At 66.4% G+C, this 21,439-nt stretch carries 18 protein-coding genes; 5 read left to right on the top strand and 13 right to left on the bottom strand.

The genetic code is table 11. The annotated features are described in order from the left end of the window. Positions 1-55 precede the first annotated feature (55 nt). The 5 genes from OSH07_RS13080 to OSH07_RS13060 all read right to left on the bottom strand — a co-directional run bounded on the left by OSH07_RS13080 (position 56) and on the right by OSH07_RS13060 (position 6,173). On the bottom strand, positions 56-1,318 hold the full coding sequence (locus OSH07_RS13080; RefSeq protein ID WP_266339106.1) for a sugar ABC transporter permease: 1,263 nt from the start codon (positions 1,316-1,318) through the stop codon (positions 56-58). Further along, on the bottom strand, positions 1,315-2,136 hold the full coding sequence (locus OSH07_RS13075; RefSeq protein ID WP_266339105.1) for an ATP-binding cassette domain-containing protein: 822 nt from the start codon (positions 2,134-2,136) through the stop codon (positions 1,315-1,317). The genes OSH07_RS13080 and OSH07_RS13075 overlap by 4 nt, the downstream gene beginning before the upstream one ends. A 76-nt stretch (positions 2,137-2,212) precedes the next feature. Next, positions 2,213-3,283 carry an ABC transporter substrate-binding protein gene (locus tag OSH07_RS13070; protein ID WP_266339104.1) on the bottom strand — a complete coding sequence of 357 codons (1,071 nt, stop codon included), beginning with the start codon at positions 3,281-3,283 and terminating at the stop codon, positions 2,213-2,215. A 241-nt stretch (positions 3,284-3,524) separates the two neighbouring features. Continuing rightward, positions 3,525-4,409 (bottom strand): helix-turn-helix domain-containing protein, encoded by an 885-nt coding sequence (locus tag OSH07_RS13065; RefSeq protein WP_266339103.1) that lies wholly within the window; start codon positions 4,407-4,409, stop codon positions 3,525-3,527. A 240-nt stretch (positions 4,410-4,649) separates the two neighbouring features. Next, positions 4,650-6,173 carry an MFS transporter gene (locus tag OSH07_RS13060; RefSeq protein WP_266339102.1) on the bottom strand — a complete coding sequence of 508 codons (1,524 nt, stop codon included), beginning with the start codon at positions 6,171-6,173 and terminating at the stop codon, positions 4,650-4,652. 90 nt (positions 6,174-6,263) lie between these two features. On the opposite strand from OSH07_RS13060, the gene OSH07_RS13055 reads away from it, so the two are divergent. Continuing rightward, a complete protein-coding gene (locus tag OSH07_RS13055) occupies positions 6,264-6,806 on the top strand; it encodes a TetR/AcrR family transcriptional regulator (RefSeq protein ID WP_266339101.1) in 543 nt (180 codons plus the stop codon). A 55-nt stretch (positions 6,807-6,861) separates the two neighbouring features. On the opposite strand, the gene OSH07_RS13050 is transcribed toward OSH07_RS13055, so the two are convergent. Next, the gene (locus OSH07_RS13050; RefSeq protein WP_266339100.1) at positions 6,862-7,683 is read right to left on the bottom strand and encodes an aldo/keto reductase; all 822 of its coding nucleotides are present in this window, start codon (positions 7,681-7,683) and stop codon (positions 6,862-6,864) included. 170 nt (positions 7,684-7,853) lie between these two features. On the opposite strand from OSH07_RS13050, the gene OSH07_RS13045 reads away from it, so the two are divergent. Then, the gene (locus OSH07_RS13045; protein WP_266339099.1) at positions 7,854-8,756 is read left to right on the top strand and encodes a LysR family transcriptional regulator; all 903 of its coding nucleotides are present in this window, start codon (positions 7,854-7,856) and stop codon (positions 8,754-8,756) included. Positions 8,757-8,780: 24 nt separating this feature from the next. On the opposite strand, the gene OSH07_RS13040 is transcribed toward OSH07_RS13045, so the two are convergent. From OSH07_RS13040 to OSH07_RS13010, 7 genes are all read right to left on the bottom strand, one after another. Beyond that, positions 8,781-10,454 (bottom strand): glycoside hydrolase family 32 protein, encoded by a 1,674-nt coding sequence (locus OSH07_RS13040; RefSeq protein ID WP_266339098.1) that lies wholly within the window; start codon positions 10,452-10,454, stop codon positions 8,781-8,783. Positions 10,455-10,494: 40 nt separating this feature from the next. Beyond that, positions 10,495-11,388, bottom strand: coding sequence for a carbohydrate ABC transporter permease (locus OSH07_RS13035; protein ID WP_266339097.1), 894 nt, complete (start codon positions 11,386-11,388; stop codon positions 10,495-10,497). Continuing rightward, the gene (locus OSH07_RS13030; protein ID WP_266339383.1) at positions 11,385-12,317 is read right to left on the bottom strand and encodes a carbohydrate ABC transporter permease; all 933 of its coding nucleotides are present in this window, start codon (positions 12,315-12,317) and stop codon (positions 11,385-11,387) included. The genes OSH07_RS13035 and OSH07_RS13030 overlap by 4 nt, the downstream gene beginning before the upstream one ends. A gap of 131 nt (positions 12,318-12,448) precedes the next feature. After that, positions 12,449-13,762: an ABC transporter substrate-binding protein gene (locus OSH07_RS13025; RefSeq protein ID WP_266339096.1), complete on the bottom strand. Its 1,314-nt coding sequence runs from the start codon at positions 13,760-13,762 to the stop codon at positions 12,449-12,451. 57 nt (positions 13,763-13,819) lie between these two features. Then, on the bottom strand, positions 13,820-14,830 hold the full coding sequence (locus tag OSH07_RS13020) for a LacI family DNA-binding transcriptional regulator (protein WP_266339095.1): 1,011 nt from the start codon (positions 14,828-14,830) through the stop codon (positions 13,820-13,822). Positions 14,831-15,061: 231 nt separating this feature from the next. Beyond that, complete coding sequence (locus tag OSH07_RS13015) at positions 15,062-16,258, bottom strand: mandelate racemase/muconate lactonizing enzyme family protein (RefSeq protein ID WP_266339094.1); 1,197 nt, start codon at positions 16,256-16,258, stop codon at positions 15,062-15,064. A 66-nt stretch (positions 16,259-16,324) separates the two neighbouring features. Beyond that, positions 16,325-17,635 carry a mandelate racemase/muconate lactonizing enzyme family protein gene (locus OSH07_RS13010; protein WP_266339093.1) on the bottom strand — a complete coding sequence of 437 codons (1,311 nt, stop codon included), beginning with the start codon at positions 17,633-17,635 and terminating at the stop codon, positions 16,325-16,327. 155 nt (positions 17,636-17,790) lie between these two features. On the opposite strand from OSH07_RS13010, the gene OSH07_RS13005 reads away from it, so the two are divergent. From OSH07_RS13005 to OSH07_RS12995, 3 genes are all read left to right on the top strand, one after another. Next, complete coding sequence (locus tag OSH07_RS13005; protein ID WP_266339092.1) at positions 17,791-18,825, top strand: LacI family DNA-binding transcriptional regulator; 1,035 nt, start codon at positions 17,791-17,793, stop codon at positions 18,823-18,825. 80 nt (positions 18,826-18,905) lie between these two features. After that, positions 18,906-19,679, top strand: coding sequence for an IclR family transcriptional regulator (locus OSH07_RS13000; RefSeq protein ID WP_266339091.1), 774 nt, complete (start codon positions 18,906-18,908; stop codon positions 19,677-19,679). Between the two features lie 332 nt (positions 19,680-20,011). After that, the gene (locus OSH07_RS12995; RefSeq protein ID WP_266339382.1) at positions 20,012-21,439 is read left to right on the top strand and encodes an extracellular solute-binding protein; all 1,428 of its coding nucleotides are present in this window, start codon (positions 20,012-20,014) and stop codon (positions 21,437-21,439) included.

The following is a 21,439-nucleotide window of genomic DNA, read 5'->3' as shown; positions in this document are numbered from 1 at the left end:
TGCAGCCGGAGATCGAGGAGGCGCCGCCGCATCCGGCGGCGTCTCGGATGCGGGATCAGGCGCGGCCGTGGCTGACGCGCGAACGGCGGGCGAGCGAGTCGACGATGACCGCGATGGCCAGCACGCCGCCAGTGATCATGTAGCGAAGCGACGACGACAGATCGAGCAGGGTGAGGCCGCTCGAGATCGACTGGATCACGATGATGCCGAGGAGCGCCGAATAAGCGCTGCCGCGCCCGCCAAACAGGCTGGTGCCGCCGATGACCGCCGCCGCGATCGCGTTCAGGTTGACGTCGCCGGTGCCGGCCTGCTGGCTCGACGAAGCGAGCCGCGCCGCCGCCATGACGCCGCCGAAAGCCGCCAGCGTCGAACAGCAGACGAAGGCGCTCGTGTAGATCATGCGGACATTGATGCCGGCGCGGCGCGCCGCCTCGCGATTGCCGCCGACGGCGAACATCGAGCGGCCCCAGCGCGTGCGGGTCAGCGCATATTGCATCGCCAGCACCAGCCCGACGAACAGGCCGAACATCCACGGCACGCCACGGCCCTGGTTCAGATAGGCGACGATCAGTTCCGCCACGACGGTGACCGCCACGGCGCGGGCGATGATGCCTCCCGACGTCTGCGAGGAGAGGCCGGCGGCGCGCCGCCGCGCCGCCGTGCGATAGCCGGTATAGAGGATCACGAGCCCCGGCAGCGCGGCGAGGACAACCGAGACGATCGCCGGCATCACCAGCAGCTGGCCGAAGCGGACCAGCGGCGAGCCATAGGGCAGGTTGATCGAACCGGTGGTGCCGAGCAGGTAGAGCTGCAGGCCGAGGAACGTCAGCAGGCCCGCCAGCGTCGCCACGAAGCTCGGCATGCCGAAGCGGTTGAAGAGCTGCGCGTAGAGGAAGCCGATCAGGGCACCGGCGGCGACGGCGGCCAGCATGGCGAGGCCGGCCGGAACGCCCTGGTTGACCCATAGCACGCCGAGGATCGCGGAAGCGACGCCGCTCACCGAGCCGACCGACAGGTCGATCTCGCCCACCATCAGCATGCAGACGATGCCTAGCGAGATGATGCCGACGGTCGAGGAATCGAACAGCAGATTGACCAGGTTGTTCGGGGTCAGGAACACCGGGTTCAGGATGGAGAAGACCGTCCAGATGATGATCAGCCCGACGATGACCGGCAGCATGCCGAGATCGCCGGAGCGGATGCGGTCGAGAAAGGCGCGGATGCTGTCGCCGAGGCTTGCCGAATGGGCGACCCGCTCGTCGCGGCGATCGAGCAGCGGCGAGGTCGGGGACGCGGTGAACTTGCTATGGTCGGTCATTGGCCCGACTCCGGCTGCTGGGCGGTCTGCGCTTGCCGGCGACCGGCTCGCCTGGACACCGAATTGTTCGAGGCGCCGGTGATGGCGCTGACGAGTTCCTCATTCGAGGCGTCGGGGGAGAACTCGCCATTGTTGCGGCCGAGCCGGAGCACGACGATGCGGTCGGCGACGGCGCGGACGTCCTCCATGTTGTGGCTGATCATCACGACGCCGAGGCCGCGATCGCGCACGCGCTCGATCAGGTCGAGCACCTCGGCGGTCTGCGCGACGCCGAGCGCCGCCGTCGGCTCGTCGAGCAGGATCAGCTTCGGATCGAGCAGCAGGGAGCGCGCGATGGCGACGGTCTGGCGCTGGCCGCCCGAAAGCGAGGCGACGGCGGCCCGGACGCTCGGAATACGCGCCGACAGCTCGTTCAGGAGCTGCCAGGAGCGCGTCTCCATCGTCACCTCGTCCATCCGGAGCGGATCGAGCTCGCGGCCGAGGAAGATGTTGGCGACGACATCGAGATTTTCGCAGAGCGCAAGGTCCTGGAACACGGTCGCGATGCCGAGCGAGAGCGCCGCGCTCGGATCGTTCAGCGTCACCGCCTCGCCGCGAAAGCGGATCGCGCCTGCGCTCGGCTGGTGCACGCCGGAGAGGATCTTGACCAGAGTCGACTTGCCGGCGCCGTTGTCGCCGACCAGCGCCACGACCTCGCCGGCATGGACGTCGAGATCGATGTCGGTCAGCGCCGAGACGGCGCCGAAATGCTTGGAAATGCCCCGGAGGCTCAGGACCGGCTCACCGGAAGCGGGGGCGCCTTGCAGAGTGTCTGTCATACCCTTGGCGGACCTTCACGCGTTCAACAATCGAGAGGGATCCGCCCGACCTCCGAACGAGGTCGGGCGGCGCCGGTTACTGGGTGATGCCGAGCGCCTTGCAGCCTTCGGCGTAGCGGTCGACGCAGAGCGCGTCGGCCTTGGCGATGTTCTTGTCGATGATCTCGGCCTTGAAGTTGTCGGCCGTCACCACGACCGGAACGAAGAGCTGCGACGGCGTGTTGTAGAGCGTCGTCTTGGCTTCCGGGGTCTCGCCCTTCAGCAGTTGCATCGCGACATTCGCCGCCGCCGCCGCCACGATCTCGCTCGGCTTGTTGATCGTGTTGTACTGGTCGCCGGCGATGATCAGCTGCAACGCGGCGGTCGTCGCATCGTTGCCGGTGACGGGCGGCACCGGATCGACGCCGGCCGCCTTCAGCGCGGCGATCGCGCCGCCGCCGGTGCCGTCATTGGCGGCCACGACGCCGACGATCTTGTCGCCGAAGCGCGTCACCTGGCCGCTGGCCCATTCCTGCGCCTTGGACGGCAGCCAGTCCGGCGTGTCGTATTCGGCGAGGATCTTGTAGCCGCTGTTGTCGAGGCCTTCGTGGATGCCCTTCTTGATCAGGCCGGCGGCCGCATCGGTCGGCGAACCGTTGATCTGCAGCACGCCGCCCTTGTCAGGCGAAACGCCCTTGGCCTTCAGATGGGCGACCAGCGAATCCGCGATCGACTTGCCGATCGCCTGGTTGTCGAACGAGACGTAGAAATCGGCCTTGGCGTCCGGAATCGGACGGTCATAGGCGATCACCTTGATGCCCTGGCTCTGGGCGAGTTCGACCAGCGAGGCGGCGGCGGCGGAATCGACGGGATCGAGCACGATCGCCTTGGCGCCCTGCGAGATCACCGAGTTGAACTGCTGCTGCTGGCGGGAAGCGTCGGCGCCGGCATTGAGATAGATGACCTTGCAGCCCGGGCAGAGCTTGTCCATCTCGGCCTTGAAGCCGGGGAAATCATGCTCCTCGTAGCGGGTCGAGCCCTGGTCGGGCATCAGGAACGCCACGGTGGCATCTGTGACCTCGGCAGCCCGCGCGGCGGCCGCAAGGCCGCCCAGCATCGTGGTCGCCAATGCCGCCGCGGCAATATGCCTCCAAGAAATTTTCGTCATTCCGTCTTCTCCCTTTGGTAGCGTTATGTTTATCAGAAGCAGGCAAGGCAGCCCTCGAACGACATCGTCCGGAGAATGGGATCCGGAGACTTGGCGGCTCGGGTTCAATACCTTCGTCGCCGACTGCCGGGCGCTACTTCCTCTTCAGAATTTTGGAAAAGCATCTCCCCTGGCGGAGCGGGCAAGCGCTACACCTTGGGCCTTCGACCGAAATCGACTTCCTCCTGCTCCTCCGCTGCTCTCAGGCGGCCTGGACCACCCTCGAATTCTCCGCAAGCAAAGTCCGGAAGCGCGAGGGCGGCATGCCCTTCTGCGCCAGGAACTGGCGGTTGAAATTGGACAGATTGTTGAACCCGACCGCGTAGCAGATCTCGGTGATCGGGCGAGCGTCGTCGCTCATCAGCAGCTGACAGGCGAGGTTGATCCGCAGCCGATTGACGAACTGCACCAGCGCCATGCCGGTGTGACGGCGGAAGCTGCGCGAAAACGCGCTGGCGCTCTGGCCGGCGATCTGGGCGAGGTCGGTCTCGCTGAACGGCTCGGTGAGGTTCTCGCCGATATAGGCGAGCGCCTTGTTGATGCCGACCGACATGTAGCCGGACGGATCCGGCAGATAGTGCGAGCTGGCGAGCGGCCGCATGTCGTTCGACCGCCCCAGGATCCCCATCAGCGTGATGAACAACTCGAAGCGGCGAATGCCCTGCGCGTCGATCATCTCCCGCATTACCGGCGCCGCCTCCGCCGCCGTCTCCGGCCGGAACAGGGCGCCGCGACGGCTCATCTCCAGCACCCGCTCGAAGGCCGCGAGTTCCGGCGCCAGGCACAGCAGGCGGCCGATGAATTCCTGCGAGAACAGCACCATGCGGCACCGCAGCGGCACGGTGGCGCCCTCGGGCAGATCGCTGATCCAGTTGTGCGGCAGGTTCGGGCCGGTCAGCACCAGATTGCCGGGTTCGAACTCGCCGATGAAATCGCCGACGAAATAACGCCCCTTGGTGGCGACGACGTGGTGCAGCTCATACTCGGGATGGAAATGCCAACGGACCGTGCGAAACGGATATCCGTGCTCCCAAGCCTTGTAGGATTCGCCACGGCGAATATCCACGACTTCCAGATCTGGCGTCACGGCGGACCTCCCACCTAACAGGCGTCCGGCGCCCGTTCCCCCGGCGCCAGCTCCAGCAGGCCGACTTACGCGGTCTCTGCATGGGGGAACCTTAGGTGGCCGGATATGCGGGCGCTACCAAACCGGCATCGTCACGCTGATACTTTTTTGATGCAAGACCGCCACCCTTGCACGCATTGCAGCATGGGAAGCCACCCGGACGACGCGCCGCCGTCCGGCAGGGATGGACCGATGCCGGCCTCAATGACCGGCGGGGACCGGCTGCGCGTCGACCGGCGCCGCCTCGTGGCGCAACGCCACGAAGACGACGAGGGCCAGCACGGCGATGAGGGTCGACGTCACCATCAGCACCGAGCCATGCGCGCTGGCGAAGGCAACCCGGGCGGCGGCGGCGATGGCCTCACCCTCGGCACCGCCGACGCGGCCGGCGAGCACCATGGCCTCGCCAATCGAGCCCGAGGCAACGCCGACGTCGGCCCCGGGCACGCCCGCGGCGACGAAGTTGGCCCGGTAGATCGTGCTCAGCAGCACGCCGAAGAAGGTGATGCCGAGCCCGGCGCCGAGCTCATAGCCGGTCGCCTCGAGCGAACCCGCGGCGCCGGCCTTTTCGACCGGCGCGGCCCCCATGATGGCGGCCGACGACGCCAGCAGGCCGACGCCGAGCGAGAAGCCGAGCACCGCCATCAGGCAACCGATGACGACGCCGTCGCCGCCGATGTTGGACCGGCTGATGCCGAACAGCGCGAGCGACGCGGCGGCGAGACCGGCCGTGCCGAGCCAGCGCAGGCCGAACCGGCCCGCCAGCTTGCCGGCGATCGGCCCGGCGATCGCGGAGGCGACAACGAGCGGCATCATGAAGAGGCCTGCCTGCAGCGGCGTCCGGCCATAGACATATTGCAGCTCCTGCGCCAGCAGCAGCTCGAAGCCGGCAAACGAGCCGGACGCGACGAAGGCCATCAGCATGCCGACCGAGATCGCCGGTTTGCGGAACAGCGAGAGATCGAGGAGCGGCTCGGAAGCGACGGTCTGCAGCCGCGCGAACCAGGCCATCAGGCCGAGACCCAGCGCCAGGACGCCGAAGACCCAGGGCGACGGCCCCGCCTTGAAGCCCGTCTTCACCGCATAGACGGTCGCGATCAGGCCGGCGATCAACAGCAGCGCATGGCCGATCTTCCAGCGCCCCTCGGCCGCGATCGGCCGGTTCGGAATGAACAGGAACACCACCGGCAGCACGACCAGCATGATCGGCACGTTGATGAGAAACACAGATCCCCACCAGAAATGCTCGAGCAGGAAGCCGCCCGTCAGCGGGCCAATCGCCGCGCCGGCGGAGGCGACCGTGCTCCAGAGGCCGAGGGCAAGCGCCCTCTCCTTCGGGTCCTCGAAGGTTTGCCGGATGATCGCGAGCACGCTCGGAATGATCATCGACGAACCGACTGCCAGCAGGACGCGGGCAAGGATCAGCATCATCGCCGACTGCGAGAAGGCGGCGCAGACCGACGCCGTTCCGAAGATCGAGAGCCCGGTCAGCATCTGCCGGCGATGACCGACGCGATCGCCCAGCGTGCCCATCGGCACGAGCAGGCCGGCCATGATCAGCGGATAGATGTCGATGATCCAGAGGATCTCCGTGCCCGAGGCGCCGAGCGCGACGGTAAGCGACGGGACGGCGATGTGCAGGATCGTCATGTCGACGACAACGGGCAGGAACGCCAGGATCACGGCGGTCAGGACCAGCCAGCGATTGCGCGGCGCGACAGTCATTTTCATCTCCATTCCCGCGCCACGGGGGGATTGCCGGCGTCGGGACGCGGAGATATATATCCGTCCAGACGGTATTAAAAGAGAAAAGACATGGGCAGACGGCCGACGATCGATCGCGAGGGGCTTTTGGACGCGGCCGACCGCGTCATCGCCAGGGGCGGCGTCACCAGCCTCACCGTCGACGCGGTGGCACACGAGGCCGGCGTCAGCAAGGGCGGCGTGCTCTATTCCTTCGGCACCAAGGATGCGCTGATCGAGGCCATGCTCGATCGCGCCGGGAAATCCTATGATCGCCTGATCGCGGACTATCTGACGGCGCACGGCGACGAGCCGCATGCGGGCGCCGCCGCGCATGTCGACGCCAGCCATCGCGAGGATCGGCTGGCGTCGATCCGCGCCAGCGCGCTGCTCGCGAGCCTCGTGCAGACCCCTGATTACCGCAGCGAGATCCAGGGGTACTACCAGGAATTTCTCGACAAGCTCGACACGAGCACGCCGTCCGGGCGCCGGGCGCTGACGGCCGTGCTCGCCGCGGAAGGCGCGTTCCTGCTGCGCGGCCTCGGCCTCGCGCAGTTCGACGACGCGGCCTGGGATTCGATCTTCGCCGATATCCGCGAGATCGTGCCGCGCTGAGCAGGCAGTCCCGGCCGGCACCCGGTCGGGCGTCGGCCGGCGTGGTGACGAGCGATCAGTCCCAGGCGGGCGCGAGGCCCGGCGGGCTGACGCGCCGGCCGTCGGCGCGGGCGAGACCCGTGATCGCCGCCATCTCGGCCTCGGTCAGTTCGAAATCGAACACCGCGATGTTCTCGGCCACGCGATCCGGCTTGGCGGTCTTGGAGAGGGCGACGAAGCCCTGCTGCAGCAAAAAGCGTAATCCGACCTGCGCCGCGCTCTTGCCGTAGCGCCGGCCGATCGCGGCAAGCTGCACATCCTGCGGCACCGCGCCGTCCGCCATGCCGAAATAGGCCGTCACCGCGACGCCCTCCGCCTTCGCCGCCGCCGCGACGGCGCGCTGGTCGAGATAGGGATGCGCCTCGATCTGGTTGGTGAGGATCGGCGCCGCGCTGAGCGCGACCGCCTCGCGCATCTGCGCGATGGTCTGGTTGCTGACGCCGACATGAAGCGTCCTGCCGGCCGATTGCACCGCATTCAGCATCGCGATCTGTTCAGCGATCGGCACCGCATCGCCCGGCCAGTGCAGCAGCAGGAGATCGACGCGGTCGACCCGCAGCCTGTCGAGGCTTTCCTCGACCGAGTCCAGGAAGCGGTCCGGGTGGTAGTTGTCGACCCAGACCTTGGTGGTCAGGAAGAGATCGTCGCGCCGCGCGCCGGCCTTGGCCAGAGCGCGCCCGAGCGCCGCTTCGTTCTGGTAGATCTGCGCCGTATCGAAGTGACGAAATCCCGCCTCGAGCGCCGCCGGCACGACCCGTTCGACCTCGTCATCCGACATCCGGAACACGCCGAAGCCGAGCGCCGGGATCGACGCGCCATGCGCCTTCACAGTCTGCATCATCAAACTCCTGGAGGAGAGCGGCGATCATGCCGCCCTTGCCATCGTGGCGACGGCGACACGCTCGTCGCCGCTTCTGCATGGCGACGAGATAAAGGCGACGTGGGCGCTTGATAATTCGCTGGCTAGCCACACAATCTGTGAAACCAATTCACCGATCGGACCAACCCATGGATAATCGCGCCGGCGAAATGCAGGTGTTCCTGCGCGTCGTGGAGGCCGGGAATTTCTCGGCCGCAGCCAGCCAGATGCAGATGACGCCCTCGACCGTGAGCAAGCTGATCTCGCGCATCGAGGCGCGGCTCGGCGTGCGCCTGCTGGAGCGCTCGACGCGACGGCTATCGCTGACGGCCGAAGGCGAACTCTACTACGAACGCAGCCTCGCGCTGCTCGCCGAACTGGACGAGGTCGAGCGGGAACTCTCGCAGGGAGCGGCGTGCGCCGGCGGCACGGTGCGGGTCAATACGTCAGTCGCCTTCGGCGTGCATGGCGTCGAACCGACGCTGCCCGCCTTCTGGAAGGCCTATCCCAACATCCGGGTCGATCTGTCGCTCGCCGACGAAATGGTCGATCTCTATCTCGACCGCACCGACGTCGCCTTTCGCGTCGGCGTCCTGCAGGATTCCAACATGCGGGCCCGGCGCATCGGAGTCGCCCGGCGCAAGATCGTCGCCTCGCCCGCCTATCTCCAGGAGCATGGCACGCCGCGCTCGGTCGACGATCTCGCCCGGCACAATTGCCTGGGCTTCAACTTCCGCCGCACCATGCCGGTCTGGCCCCTGCGCGAAGGCAGCCGGACGGTCGACCGCGCCATTACCGGTTCGCTTCTCACCAACAATGGCGAGACGATGCGAAGGGCGGCGATTGCCGGCGTCGGGCTCGCCCGCCTCGGCGAATATCATGTGCGCGCCGATCTGGCCGAAGGGCGGCTCGTCGAGGTGCTTGCCGGGACGGTCGGCGACGAGGAGGAGATCCACGCCATCTTCCTCGGCGGCGAGCGCATGCCGCAGCGCGTTCGCGTCTTCCTCGATTTCACCGTGCCGTTGCTGCAGGCCTTCCTGCGGCAGCCGTGACGCCGCCGCAGGTTGCCGGACGCGTTATGCGCCGAGCCGCGGGCGCAAGTTCCAGAGCCGCGCCGCCTTCACAGCGGCCGGATCGACGTCGAACGCGATCGACGTGATCGGCTCGTCGCTGTCAATCCGCTTGGTGGCGTTGTGAAGGCCGTCATCGACATAGATCTCGATCAGACCGACATCGACGAAGACGCGGACGGTCTGGAGCGCGGTCGCCTGGGTCAGGTAGCGCGGCACGACCCGGTTGCCCGGCGGATCGAAGACCAGTTCGAGCGAGGTGCCGTCATAGACGAGCGCGATGCCATGATCGGGATGTGCGAAATCGAGCCGGAACGGCGCGCCCGGCGTCGAAAGCTCGATCTCGATCTCGCCGAGGCCGCCCGCGAGCGACACGGAACCGGCCGCCGCCAGAGCCTCGGTCGAAATGCCCGTCCGCAGCGCCTTGACGCCCTCGACCGGCGGCATGCGCAGCTTGCCGTCCTGCCAGACGAAGCGGCGCGGGAAGGTCATGGCGGAATGGAAGTCGCGGTCCTTGAAGACGTCGGTCCAGTTCGCGGCCCAGGCGATGCCGACCGGGCCATCCGTGTGCTGGAAGGCCTGGATCGCATAGCAATCGGTAGCGAAATCGATCTCGCGGCGCAGGATCGGCTCGAACTTGCGGCCGTCGAAGCGGCCGACGATGGCGTAGCTCAGATTGCGGCGGCGGGTACCCTCGTCGCGATAGCCGATCAGGCCGAAGACGAGCGCATGGAGCCCCTCCCCTTCGCCATCCAGCGCGATCAGGCCGGGGCACTCGGCCGGGATGCTGCGCGGCAGCGGCTCGCGATGCAGGACATCGACGAAGGTCCAGCCATCGGCGGCGTCGGCCGCCTGCGTCTCATAGAGCAGCACCAAGCCGGCGCGATCGTCGGCGCCGGCGACCAGCATCTTCCAGAGCCCGTCCGGGCCTCGGAACACATAGGGATCACGAATATCCTTGCCGAAATTCGGGATCGAGGGCCGGTCGGTGATCACCGGCGTCGAGGGACCGGCCGCCAGCATGTCCTGCGACACCGTCGTGATCTGCCATTCCTGGCTCGGCTCGCGATCATCCTCGCGGTCGGTATAGAAGACGCGGACGCCGCCTCCCGCATGCGGAATGGCCGAGCCGGAGAAAGCGCCGCCGATCAGGCCATTGTCCGCCAGCAGTTCGGCGCGCGGCTCGAGGAAGATCGGCTGGTCGATCCAGTCGACGAGGTTCTCCGAGACCGCATGGCCCCAATGCATCGTGTTCCAGCGCAGGCTGTGCGGATAATGCTGGTAGAACAGGTGGCTGGTGTCGCCGACCTGGCAGAGGCCGTTCGGGTCGTTCATCCAGCCGAAGGGCGGCTGGAAGTGCAGCTTGTAGCGTGAATCGCTGGCGCGATTTTTCGCCGTAGAACGAAGCAGGCGAATCCCTTCCCGCGCGACGCGCGCCGGCGCGAAGCTGTAGGCAAGCGACACGGCTGTCGCCGGCTCCTGCCAGCCGAAGCGATAGGTGCCGGAAGCAGGCGCCTCGAACACCGAGCGGGTGAAATCGTCCGAGTGCGCGCCCGCCAGCCGTTGGGGCGCGGTGCCTTCGACGGTGACGACGACCTCGGAGAGCGTCGCCCGCGACGGCGCCTTCTGCCAGACATGCACGATGTCGCCGGCGTCCAGAACGGCTTCGAACTCGGTCATTGCAAGAACGTCCATTGTCGCAAGAGTATCCATTGTCGGGTCAGCCCTTGACGGCCGAGCTGATGAAAGAGCTGACGAACCATTTCTGGAAGGCGAGGTAGAAAATCAGGACCGGCACCATCATCATCACCGACGCGGCCATGGCGCTGTTCCAGTAGACGCTGTCATGGCCGAAGAAGCTGGCGATGCCGACGGAGATCGGGCGGGCGTAGTCGGTCTGGGTGACCATCAACGGCCAGAGATACTGGTTCCAGGTCTCGATGCCGAGCAGGATCGCCACCGTCGCCAGCACCGGCAGGCTCAGGGGCAGGAACACCGACCAGTAGATGCGGAACGGCGAGGCGCCATCCACCGTCGCCGCGTCGTAGATGTCGCGCGGCACCTGGATGAAGAACTGGTAGATCAGGAAGATGTAGAGCGGGCTCGCCATCCAGGGCAGGATCTGGGCGGCGAAGCTATCGCCGAGCCCGACCTTGTTGACGAGGCTGAGCAGCGGCAGGACGATCGATTCCTGCGGCACGATGTAGAGCCCGATCAGCCCTGTCAGCACGACCGCCCGGCCCGGCAGCCGGCCCCAGGCCAGCACGAAGGCCGCCATCGAATTCAGGAACACGCCGCCGAGCACCGTGCAGAACAGGATGATCAGCGAGTTGACGAGATAGCGCCCGAAGGGCAGCGCGCCGCCGAAGGTGGCGATATCGGCGAAATTCTGCAGCGACGGCTCGGAGACCCAGAAGGCGCGGAAGCTGCCCATGTCGGCGAGGATCTGGAAGCGATCCGGCTTCAGGCTGGCGACGAAGAGCAGGAACAGGGGCGAAATCACCACGAGCGCGATGATCAGCACGGCGACGAACTTGACGATCGCGCCGATATCCGGCCTGGCAGCGACCTTGGCGGCCGGCGACGGGGTGGAGACGGAAGCCAGGGTGCTCATCGACGATCCCTCACGACGAAGCGCTGAACGAGCGAGACGACCAGCACGATCAGGAACAGCAGGATGGCGACGGCCGAGGCGAGGCCGAGCCGCTGGTCGACGAAGCCGGCGGTGAACATGTAGTGGACCAGCGTATCGGTGGTGCCGCGCGGTCCGCCCTGGGTCAGGATGTTCACCTGGGTGAACAGCTTGAACGCCTGGATGGTGGTGATGATCAGCACGAAGATATGCGTCTGGCGCAGGCTCGGCATGGTGACGTGCCAGAAGCGCTGCCAGCGATTGGCGCCATCGAGCTCGGCCGCCTCATAGAGCTGCTCGGAGATGTTCTGCAGTCCGGCCAGATAGACGATCATCTGGAAGCCATAGGCCTGCCAGGCCGAGAGCAGCACGATCGACGGCATCGCCCAGGCCGGGTCGCCGAGCCAGTCGATCGGGCCGACCAGGCCGAAGGAGAGAAAGCCGACGATCTGGTTGAACGGGCCGGTCGGATACTGGAACAAAGTTGACCAGATCACGCAGACGACGACCATCGAGGTGATCGCCGGCAGGAAGAACATGCCGCGGAAGAAATTGCGGAAAGGCAGCTTCTGATTCAGGAGCAGCGCGATGGCGAGCGCGAAGCCGCACTGCACCGGCAGCACCATGATGGTGAAGCGGGTGACGTTCCAGAGCGCCGTCCAGAAGGCCGGATCGGTCAGGATGCGGGTGAAGTTGTCGAGGCCGACGAAGCGCACCGGCACCGGGCGCGGGATCAGGCGCTGATTGGTCAGCGCGATCTCGAAGGACGACAGGAACGGCACCAACAGGAAGATGGTGATCAGGATGCAGGCGGGCAGCAGCATGCCCAATTCCTGCAGGCGGCCGCCCCATATGGGCGGCTTCCGGCGCCTGGCGGCGCGAATGGGCCCCGGCGATGCCGAACCCGGCATGGGGGACGCTTGGCTCGACATGATGATGCCCTCCCGGGAGCTTGTTTCCCGGCCGCGCTTCGGGGCGCGGCCGGGTCTTCTATCATGGTGTTTTGGGGCCGCGCCTCGGCGCGACCGGACTTCGCCGAGGGTTACTCGGCCTTGCCGAACGGCTCGTAGCCGTCATTGTCGAGGATATCGTCGTCGATCTTCTTGGCGGCCTTACTAAGCTCGGCCTGCGGATCGGCGCCGTCGAAGATGTTGGTCATCGCGTTCTGGAAGGCGAGCGTGATGGTCGGATAGGCCGGATGCGGCGGACGCGCGACGGCGCTCTTGCCGGCCTGCTCGAAAGCGACGGCCATGGCGCCCTTGTCGGCGTAGAGCGGCGAAGCGGCGGCGAAGGACTTCAGGCCGGGGAAGCCGGCATGCGCCTTGTAGGCGTCGCGATAGGCCGGATCCTGCAGCATGAAGCTCAGGAACTTGCCGGCGGCGGCGGGATCGGAAGCCGTCTTGGCGACCGACCAGATCCAGGTGCCGTTCGGGCTGACGCCCTTCTCGCCGAACTTCGGCAACGGCATGACGACGACGTCGTCGCCCATCTTGGCGCTGGCCTCGGCATAGAACCAGTGGCCGCCCCAGGCGAGCGCGGCCGGACGGCCCTCGGCATAGAACTGGTTCTGTCCCGCCGACTGCGGCACGACCCAGCCCTGCTTGACCCAGCCCTGCATCTCGGTCGCCGCGTCGACGCAGGCCTTGCCGTCGAGCGTGCCGGTCGCCTTCCAGTTGGTGCGGTCGATCACGTCGCAGCCCATCGAGACGAGGATCGGCTCATAGGCGTAGGTGATCCACTCGGTCTTGGTGCCGTAGGAGCGGAACAGGTCGAGCGGCCACTTGACGCCGGGCGCCGTCGACAGCGTCTTCAGCGCCGCCTCGAACTCCTCGCGCGTCCAGGCATCCTCGACCGAGGTCGGGATGCGGATCTTCAGCTCTTCCAGCTGCTTGCGGCTGCCATAGAGCGCGACCGTGCTGTCGGTCAGGCCGATGGCATAGAGCTCCTTGTCGATGGGATAGGTGCCCTGGGCCACGTTCGACGCCGTCATATCGTCGACCAGCGCCTTGTCGAGCAGGCCACCGACCGGCTGCAGGAAGCCGGACCAGACATAATTGGCCAGGAACGGCGCATCGAGCTGCAGGATGTCGGGCAGCGAGCCGGCGGAAACGGCGGCGCCGATCTTTTCGTTGTAGGCGTCGTGCGGCGTGTTGATCAGCTGCACGGTGGTGCCGGGATTGGCGGCCTCGAAGCGCTTGGCGACATCGGTGATGACGGTGATCTCATAGGGGTCGCCCTGGAACATCACCTTGAGCTCGGCCGCCTGGGCGCCCGCAAGCCCTGCCCCGACCGCGATGCTCAGCGCCGATGCGGCGCCGAGAGACTTCAGTAAACGATTACCCAGAATATTGGACATTCCATACTCCTCCCAATCTACCCGTTTTGCTCAATTCAACCGTCCGGCTCTCCGGCCTCAGACCGAGGCACGCTCCACGAGCCGGAACGGAATTTCATCGATCTTCTGCGTCGGCTTGCGATGGCCGGACAGGATCTCGCCGGCGCGCCGGCCGATGGCGCGGTGCGGCAGTTCCATTGTCGTCAGCGGCGGATCGAGCCTCGCCGCGATCTCGACCTGGTTGTCGAAGCTGGCGATGGCGACGTCGTCGGGGATCTCGAGCCCCTGCCGCCGCAGCGCGCCATAGACTTCCATGGCAACGCGGTCATTCCCGCAAAGGATCGCATCCGGCCGCGCGGGCCCGGAAAACAGCGCCGCGACATGCTCGCGCACGAGGCTGCGGGCCCGATCCGCATAAAGCGGCCCGCGCGTCGCTGGCAGGATCCAGGCCTCGTTGATCTCGATGCCGCGGGCGGCATGGGCGGCGCGAAAGCCGTCCTCGCGCATCCGCGCGGCGATCAGGCCCGGCAGGTTCAAAAAGGCGATTTTCTGCCGTTCATGCGTAAAAAGATGCTCGACGATCGTCTCGGCGGCGTCGTGCTCTGCCGGCACCAGCGAGGGGATGACGCCCGCCTCGTCGCGGCAGTTGATCATCAGCGAGATGACGCCGCGCAGCGAATCCGGAATGGCGACGACCTGATGGTACATGCTGGCATAGGCGATGGTGCGCGGCATCAGCCGCTGCAATTCGGCGACGCTCGCCTCGATCGTGCGGCCACCGATATTGGTGACGACGACCGAGAGCCCGTCGGCGCGGGCGGCGTTGTCAAAGGAGCGCATGATCTCGGTGGCGAAGGGCTGGGTGATCAGGCCGTCGGCCACGATGCCAAGAATTGGCAGGAAGCCCTGGCGCATGCCACGCGCCACCAGATTGGGGACATAGCCGAGCTCATCCGCCAGAGCCTTGATCTTCTGGCGCGTCTCGTCCGACATGCGGATGGAGCCGCCATGCAGCGCGCCCGAAACGGTTTTCACCGAGACGCCCAGCCGGCCGGCAATATCCTGCAATGAGACTTTGGCGTCGGCCATTGGTATTTGGCTCTGAGTTATCGTTTACCCAAAATGCATGCGGCCATGGCGGCTGTCAATCGGCCATCTCGACGGCCGAGCTTTCCGGCGACGGCCCTCCCCTGCGAGCCTACCCCTGAGGCTTTCATCGGCCAGACAAAAAGGACGCCGGCGGCGAGGAGATCACCGGCGGCGCCCTGTCCACGAAGCGCGACCGAGCCGGCTCTCGCCGTCGCACGGCGCCCGAACCGCTCAGTCGAAGAAGCCGGCGTCCTCCTCGCGGAGATACGGCTTTGCCGCCTCCGCATCGATGTCGACGCCGAGGCCCGGCCCTTCCAAGAGGTCGACCATGCTGTCCCGGACGATTTGCTTCGGCAGGCCGGTAACGATGTCGTTCCAGAACGGATCCGAAGCGCTCGGATATTCGAAGGCGATATAGTTTGCCGGCAAAGTTGCACAGACATTGATCAGCGCGCCGAGGCCGAGCAGGCCGTTGGCGGTGCCGTGCGGCGCCATCAGGATCGAGTGCATGTAGGCGTGTTCGGCGACCCATTTGAGCTCGGCAATGCCGCCGATATCGGCCGGATCGGGGCCGACCACGCGCACCGCCTGCGTCTCGATCAGCTCCTTGAAATTATGGCGAAGATAGATCTGTTCGCCGGTGTGGATCGGCGTCGAGGTCGAGGTGGTGAGCTCGCGATAGGCCTGCGGGTTGACCCACGGCACGTAGTCTCCGGTCAGCATGTCCTCGAGCCACATCAGATTGTATTTCTCCACCGCCTGCGCGAAGCGGATGGCGTCCGGCAGCATCCAGCCCGGGCCGCAATCGAGCGCCAGGCTGACCTTGTCGCCGAGCACCTCCTTCATCGCGGCGACGCAATCGAGCATATGGTTGAAGCCGCGCTCGCTGATGACGCCCTGGTCCATAGCGCCGTGATAGTGGTTGGGCTGCGACACGCCGTAGTGGAAGCCCTCGATGCTGGTCTTCATGTTGGAGTGGAAGCTGATGCCCTGCTTCACCATGAAGAAGTTTTCCGGCCGCTCCATCATCCATTTGACGTCGGCGGCATAGTCTTCCGGCCGGTCGCCGCTGCGCTTCTGGCGGATCGAGCCGTTATAGACCCGCACCTTGTCGCGAACCTTGCCGCCGAGCAGCTTGTAGACGGGAACATTCGCCGCCTTGCCGGCAATGTCCCAGAGCGCGTGCTCGATGGCGCTGACCGCGGCGCCATAGGGCTTGAACGAGCCGCGCTGGCGGATGCGCAGCATGACGCGCTCGACGTCGGTCGGGTCTTCGCCGATCAGCGCGTCGCGAAAGTGCAGCACGAACGGCTTCAGATAGGTCTTGGTGAACTCCACCTCGCCGAGGCCATAGAGCCCCTCGTCGGTGACGATGCGGACGATCGGATGCTTGCCGATCACGGCGCAGCGCAGGTCTGTGATCTTCATGGATATTCCCTCGGTGCCCGGCGGACGGACGACGACTCTCAGGACGATCAGGAAGCTTCAGGCGGATCAGTCGTGCGGGACGCGGTCGAAGCCGACGCGCAGGCGGTTCCATTCCGACGTATCGCCGAAATAGCTGGCGCCCTCGCGCAGGTTTTCACGGATGACCTCCTCGTTCAGATCGACGCCGAGGCCGGGCGCGTCGGGCACCGTAACATAGCCGCCGGACAGATAATCGTCGTCGAGGCCGGTCACGAGCTTCGGCCAGTAGTCCTGGTCGAGGCCGTGGTGCTCGACGGCGATCAGGCTGGCGATCGAGGCGCCGAGATGGACATTGGCCATGAAGCCGATCGGCGTGCAGCAGGCATGCAGCGCGGTCGGAATGCCGTAGCGCTCGGCGTGGTCGGCGATCTTCTTGGTCTCGGTCAGGCCGCCCGACGACAGCATGTCGGGATGGATGATGTCGAAGGCGCGCGTCTCGATCGCCTCGCGGAAGCCCTCCCAGAGATAGAGATCCTCGCCGGCCGCCACCGGCGTCAGGAGCGCGTCCGCCACCTTCTTGTGGTTGGCGATGTCGGTCCAGGGCAGCGGATCCTCGACCCAGGCGAGGTTGTAGGGCTCGAGCGCCTGGCCGATGCGGATCGCCTCGTCGGCGGTGACGAAGCCCTCGCCGAAATGGTCGGTGCAGAGCGAGACCCCGTCGCCGACGGCGGCGCGCACCGCTGCCGCGATCTCGGCGGCGAGCTCGACGCCGCGCTGGCTGATCCGCGCGCCGGCGCCACGGCCCGGCACGTACCACTGGTTATATTGCGGATACTCGAATTCGGTGGCGCGGCCGACCAGCGCGCCCGGCGTCGCCTCGAACAGACGTCCGGGCAGGTCGAACTTGATGAAGGTGAGACCGAGCGCGGCGCGCTGCTTGACGACCTCGACATAGGCCTCCGGCGTCGCCGTCTTCGGCGCCGGCGTATCGCCATAGATGCGGACGCGATCGCGGAACTTGCCGCCGAGCAGTTGATAGCACGGCACGCCATAGGCCTTGCCGACAAGGTCCATCAGCGCGATCTCGATGCCGCTGACGCCGCCGGCCTCGCGGCTGTCGCCGCCATAGGCCTTGATCGACTTGAACAGGTATTCGACGTTGCAGGGGTTCTGGCCGATCAAAAGGTGCTTCAGCCGAAGCGCGGTGTCGGGGTTGGCGCCATCGCGCACCTCGCCGAGGCCGTAGATGCCCTGGTTCGTGTCGATCCGGAGGATCGGATAATAGCCGTGGCCGACCACGGTGGCGACGCGGATGTCGGTGATCCGCAGCGCGCTCGGTCGCGAGCCCGTGCGGACATTGTTCTCGATTGTCTCGATCGGCTGGTCCAATGCGGCCATCTCGTATCCTCCTCGGCAGTGTTTGTTTGTTGTTATGTAAGTTGCTACTATTGCCAAACATGAAGCGCAATATGTTTTGCAACTTTTGACGCTCACCGATTGACAGAACCGTGCCGCCATCGTCAAAGGTGCGCACGAAGCCGAACGGAGCTGCCATGGCGTCAACGCGCGTAACGATCCAGGATCTGGCCGACCGGCTCGGCCTGTCGAAGTTCTCGGTCTCCCGCGCCCTGTCGGGCAAGCCAGGTGTGGCGGAGTCGACGCGGAGCCGCGTCCTGCAGGCCGCGCGCGCCATGGGCTATCGCGCCCATGCCGAGACCGCGCATCCCGTCGGCCAGATCCTTTTCGTGCGCAGCGAGGTCGATCCAGTCTCGAGCGAGCTCTGGTTCAACATCATGCAGGGCGCCGAGATCGAGGCGGAACGGCTCGGCTATTCGGTGGTACCGCGCCAGGCGCGCTACCTGACGGGCGCCGCCAATCTCGATCCTTCCGTCGTCGGCCTGATCCTGGCGGTGCCAAGGCCGGCCGACATCGCCGAGATCGCGGCGCGCAGCGGCGTTCCCGTCGTCTGCGCCAGCTATGTCGAACCGCTGGTTCGCTTCGACCATGTCGTCGGCGCCGACTGGGAGAGCGGCGTCGCCGTCGCGCGCATGCTGACCGGCCTCGGCCACCGCCACGTCGCCTTCATCCATGGATCGAGCCTGCCGCTCGGCCGGCTCGAGCGATTCCGCGGCTTCAAGGACGGCATGCTGGAAACGCCGGGAAGCGTCGTCGAGGACATCGTCTATGACGAGGCCGGCGGCTTCCGGCGGCCGTTTCTCGCCTATCTCCGCAATGGCGGCACGCCGACGGCGGTGTTCTGCGCCCATGACGGCATCGCCGTCAGCGCCGTCTCGGAGTTGCTCCGGATGGGACTTCGCATCCCGGAGGACGTCTCGGTCGTCGGCTATAGCGACTTCGCCTGCGCGACCCAGATCTCGCCGCACCTGACCACGGTCCGCACCCCGCAGACGGAGATGGGCGCCGCCATGGTGCGCTGCATCGCCGACCGCCTGGCCCTGCCGGAGAACCGCTCGCGCGCGCCGGTCCGGATGGCGCTCGCTTCCGAAATCGTGCGCCGCGCCTCGACCGGCCCGGCTGGCAATCCGCCTTGGCAGACCTTGGTTCCGACGCTCGGCGCCCTCGCCTGACGTATCAGCCCTCGTCCCAAATCTGAACTTCCCCATTCGTCAGGTCGGTGCTAGCCCTAGTGCCCGGGGAGGACGGTGGCATGGCAGAGACACGGGTCCGGAACGGCGTTCCGGTGATCGACCGGACCTTCGACCTGCTCGACGCGCTGGAAGGCGCGCCGGAGGGCCTTTCCGCCCCCGCCCTGGTCGAGGCGATGGCCGTGCCGCGCAGCACCGTCTACCGCATCCTGAACTCGCTCCTGGCGCGAAAGGTGGTCCGGCGCGGCTTCCACGGCAATTTCGTGCTCGGCAACCGCCTGGTCTCGCTCGCAGCGCATGTCCGCAGCGACCCGCGCGGCGTCGACCTCGCGCAGGTCGCGACCCCGATCATGCAGGCGCTGAGCGACGAAACCGGCGAGCCGCTCAAGCTCTCCGTCCGCGACGGCGACCAGGCCAACGTCATCGCGGCGACGATCGGGAAGCCCGATTCCACCTTCGCGCCCGCGCTCGCCTCGCGCTATCCGCTGCATGCCGGCGCCGCCAGCAAGGTGATCATGGCGCACATGCCGGCCGAGGACCTGGCGCTGCTGCTCGACGCGCCGTTCATCCGCTACACGCCGCGCACCATCGACGACCCGAAGCACCTCGCAGCCGAGTTGGCCCGGGTGCGCAAGCGCGGCTTCGCCAACGATCTCGGCGAGCACAATGGCCGCGTCCACGCCATCGCCGTGCCGGTCTTCGATACGGGTGGGCGCTTCCTGGCCGCGCTCAGCGTACCCTTCCTGGCCGACCGAGACGATTCCTTCCGCCTTCGCATGCGTCAGGCGCTCGCCGTCGCCGCCCAGGCGATCGGCCGGCAGATGCCCGCTTCCTGAGCCCGCCGCAGCCCTCCGAGACCGAAACGCGATTGCCCGGCCGGACGACGGCTGGCACAATTGGCCTGCCGCCGCGGCGGCCTGAATTCCGCACATAAAAATGCTGCAAGTGCGAACCTAACAACATAACTTCAACCGCAATGCGTTGCGGTCATGGGTGTTGACAGGGCTGGAATTTCGACGGTAGCGTCCCCTAGGTTCCGGCAAGAGATCGAAGAAAGATCCGCCGCCCGGAAAGCTCATAGGGAGGTTCCTCGATGCCCGACTTGCTTCGCCGCAAGAACGCGTCCGCTTGCCTGCATTTCCGAGACTACCTGACCCGCTCCGCCACGATGCTTCTGGCGACGACGATCATCGCGGCCCCCGGCGCGAGCTTCGCCAACGGCATCGACGTCTCCAAATGGTCGCCGGAATATGTCCGCTCGATCGCCGGAACCGCGGATTTCGATACGGCCGCCGAATGCGCCAAGGTCGTGCCGAGCGACTACAAGGGGCGCCTCTCCTACTGGTATGTCGGTCCGACCCAGGCGCAGCCCGAGATCGACCACAAGATCGATGCCGAGTTCTGGGCGGCCTGGAAGAAGGCCTATCCGAACATCCAGACCGACGCGCAGAGCCTCGACTACAACGACATGCTCAACAAGGTGCGCACCGCCGCGCTTGGCAACGCCGCGCCGATGGTGGCCAAGTTCCCGATCCTCTGGGGCGTCGAGTTCGCCGCCAAGGGCCAGCTGCACGAGTTGAAGCCGGAAGACGTCGGCTACAAGAGCAGCGATTTCTGGCCAGGCGCGATGAAGTCCGTCACCTATGAAGGCAAGACCTACGGCATCCCGACCAACAACGAGACGATGGGGTTCATCTGGAACGCCAAGATCTTCGCCGATGCCGGCCTGGATCCGGAGAAGCCGCCGGCGACCTGGGACGATGTCGTCCAATATTCCAAGCAGATCAAGGACAAGCTCGGCATCTACGGCTACGGCCTGGTGGCGCGCCAGAACGCCGGCAACACCCCGTTCCGCTACATGCCGCAGCTCTGGTCCTATGGCGGCGGCGCCCTCGACGAAACCTCCGACGCGCCGACCTACAAGAAGGTGGAGCTGAACAATGCCGGCTCCAAGGCCGCGTTGCAGGCCGCCTATGACATGTATGTGCGCGACAAGTCGGTCCCGGCCTCCGCGCTGACCAACACCCAGAACGAGAACCAGAACCCGTTCATCGCCGGCCAGCTCGCCATGATGATCGCCCACCCGGCCGAGTACGCCAAGATGGTCGATCTCGCCAGCAAGGCGACCGGCGCCGACAAAGCCACCGCCGACGCCGTCGTAAAGAACATGCGCTACGGACTCCTGCCGGCAGGACCGGCCCGCCGTGCCGTCGTGTTCGGCGGTTCCAACGTCCACATCTTCGCGCCGGAACTCGTCGACGGCGGCCTCGACCTTGAGGCGGCGAAGGCATTCATCTGCTTCTCGACCGGCCCGGAATGGTCAACCAAGCTGGCCTGGACCGGCTCCAACCCCGGCCATCTCGACGGCTTCACCACCAAGTGGATGAAGGAGCGGCTGGATACGATCAAGTTCCTCGACGTCACGACCTCCATGTTGCCGAGCGGCATCCCCTTCCCGGTCATTCCCGAGCAGGCGGAGATTATGAACATCATCGTTCCGGACATGCTGCAGAACGCGCTGACCGGCAAGATGACGGTCGACCAGGCCGCCGATGACGCCGCCCAGAAGGTCGAGGACCTGATCTCCGGCATGTAG

This window comes from Kaistia nematophila, assembly GCF_026343855.1.
In the GTDB taxonomy this organism is placed as follows: Bacteria; Pseudomonadota; Alphaproteobacteria; order Rhizobiales; family Kaistiaceae; genus Kaistia; species Kaistia nematophila.
Note: the sequence above shows the minus strand (reverse complement) of the source record. Positions and strands in the feature narration are given on the sequence as shown.

Coding starts and splice junctions, on each gene's coding strand:
- OSH07_RS13035 (WP_266339097.1), bottom strand. CDS start 11,388: ATGAGCACCCTGGCTTCCGTCTCCACCCCGTCGCCGGCCGCCAAGGTC.
- OSH07_RS13075 (WP_266339105.1), bottom strand. CDS start 2,136: ATGACAGACACTCTGCAAGGCGCCCCCGCTTCCGGTGAGCCGGTCCTG.
- OSH07_RS13010 (WP_266339093.1), bottom strand. CDS start 17,635: ATGGCCGCATTGGACCAGCCGATCGAGACAATCGAGAACAATGTCCGC.
- OSH07_RS13040 (WP_266339098.1), bottom strand. CDS start 10,454: ATGACCGAGTTCGAAGCCGTTCTGGACGCCGGCGACATCGTGCATGTC.
- OSH07_RS13045 (WP_266339099.1), top strand. CDS start 7,854: ATGGATAATCGCGCCGGCGAAATGCAGGTGTTCCTGCGCGTCGTGGAG.
- OSH07_RS13005 (WP_266339092.1), top strand. CDS start 17,791: ATGGCGTCAACGCGCGTAACGATCCAGGATCTGGCCGACCGGCTCGGC.
- OSH07_RS13060 (WP_266339102.1), bottom strand. CDS start 6,173: ATGACTGTCGCGCCGCGCAATCGCTGGCTGGTCCTGACCGCCGTGATC.
- OSH07_RS13020 (WP_266339095.1), bottom strand. CDS start 14,830: ATGGCCGACGCCAAAGTCTCATTGCAGGATATTGCCGGCCGGCTGGGC.
- OSH07_RS13030 (WP_266339383.1), bottom strand. CDS start 12,317: ATGCCGGGTTCGGCATCGCCGGGGCCCATTCGCGCCGCCAGGCGCCGG.
- OSH07_RS13015 (WP_266339094.1), bottom strand. CDS start 16,258: ATGAAGATCACAGACCTGCGCTGCGCCGTGATCGGCAAGCATCCGATC.
- OSH07_RS12995 (WP_266339382.1), top strand. CDS start 20,012: ATGCTTCTGGCGACGACGATCATCGCGGCCCCCGGCGCGAGCTTCGCC.
- OSH07_RS13025 (WP_266339096.1), bottom strand. CDS start 13,762: ATGTCCAATATTCTGGGTAATCGTTTACTGAAGTCTCTCGGCGCCGCA.
- OSH07_RS13050 (WP_266339100.1), bottom strand. CDS start 7,683: ATGCAGACTGTGAAGGCGCATGGCGCGTCGATCCCGGCGCTCGGCTTC.
- OSH07_RS13070 (WP_266339104.1), bottom strand. CDS start 3,283: ATGACGAAAATTTCTTGGAGGCATATTGCCGCGGCGGCATTGGCGACC.
- OSH07_RS13055 (WP_266339101.1), top strand. CDS start 6,264: ATGGGCAGACGGCCGACGATCGATCGCGAGGGGCTTTTGGACGCGGCC.
- OSH07_RS13080 (WP_266339106.1), bottom strand. CDS start 1,318: ATGACCGACCATAGCAAGTTCACCGCGTCCCCGACCTCGCCGCTGCTC.
- OSH07_RS13000 (WP_266339091.1), top strand. CDS start 18,906: ATGGCAGAGACACGGGTCCGGAACGGCGTTCCGGTGATCGACCGGACC.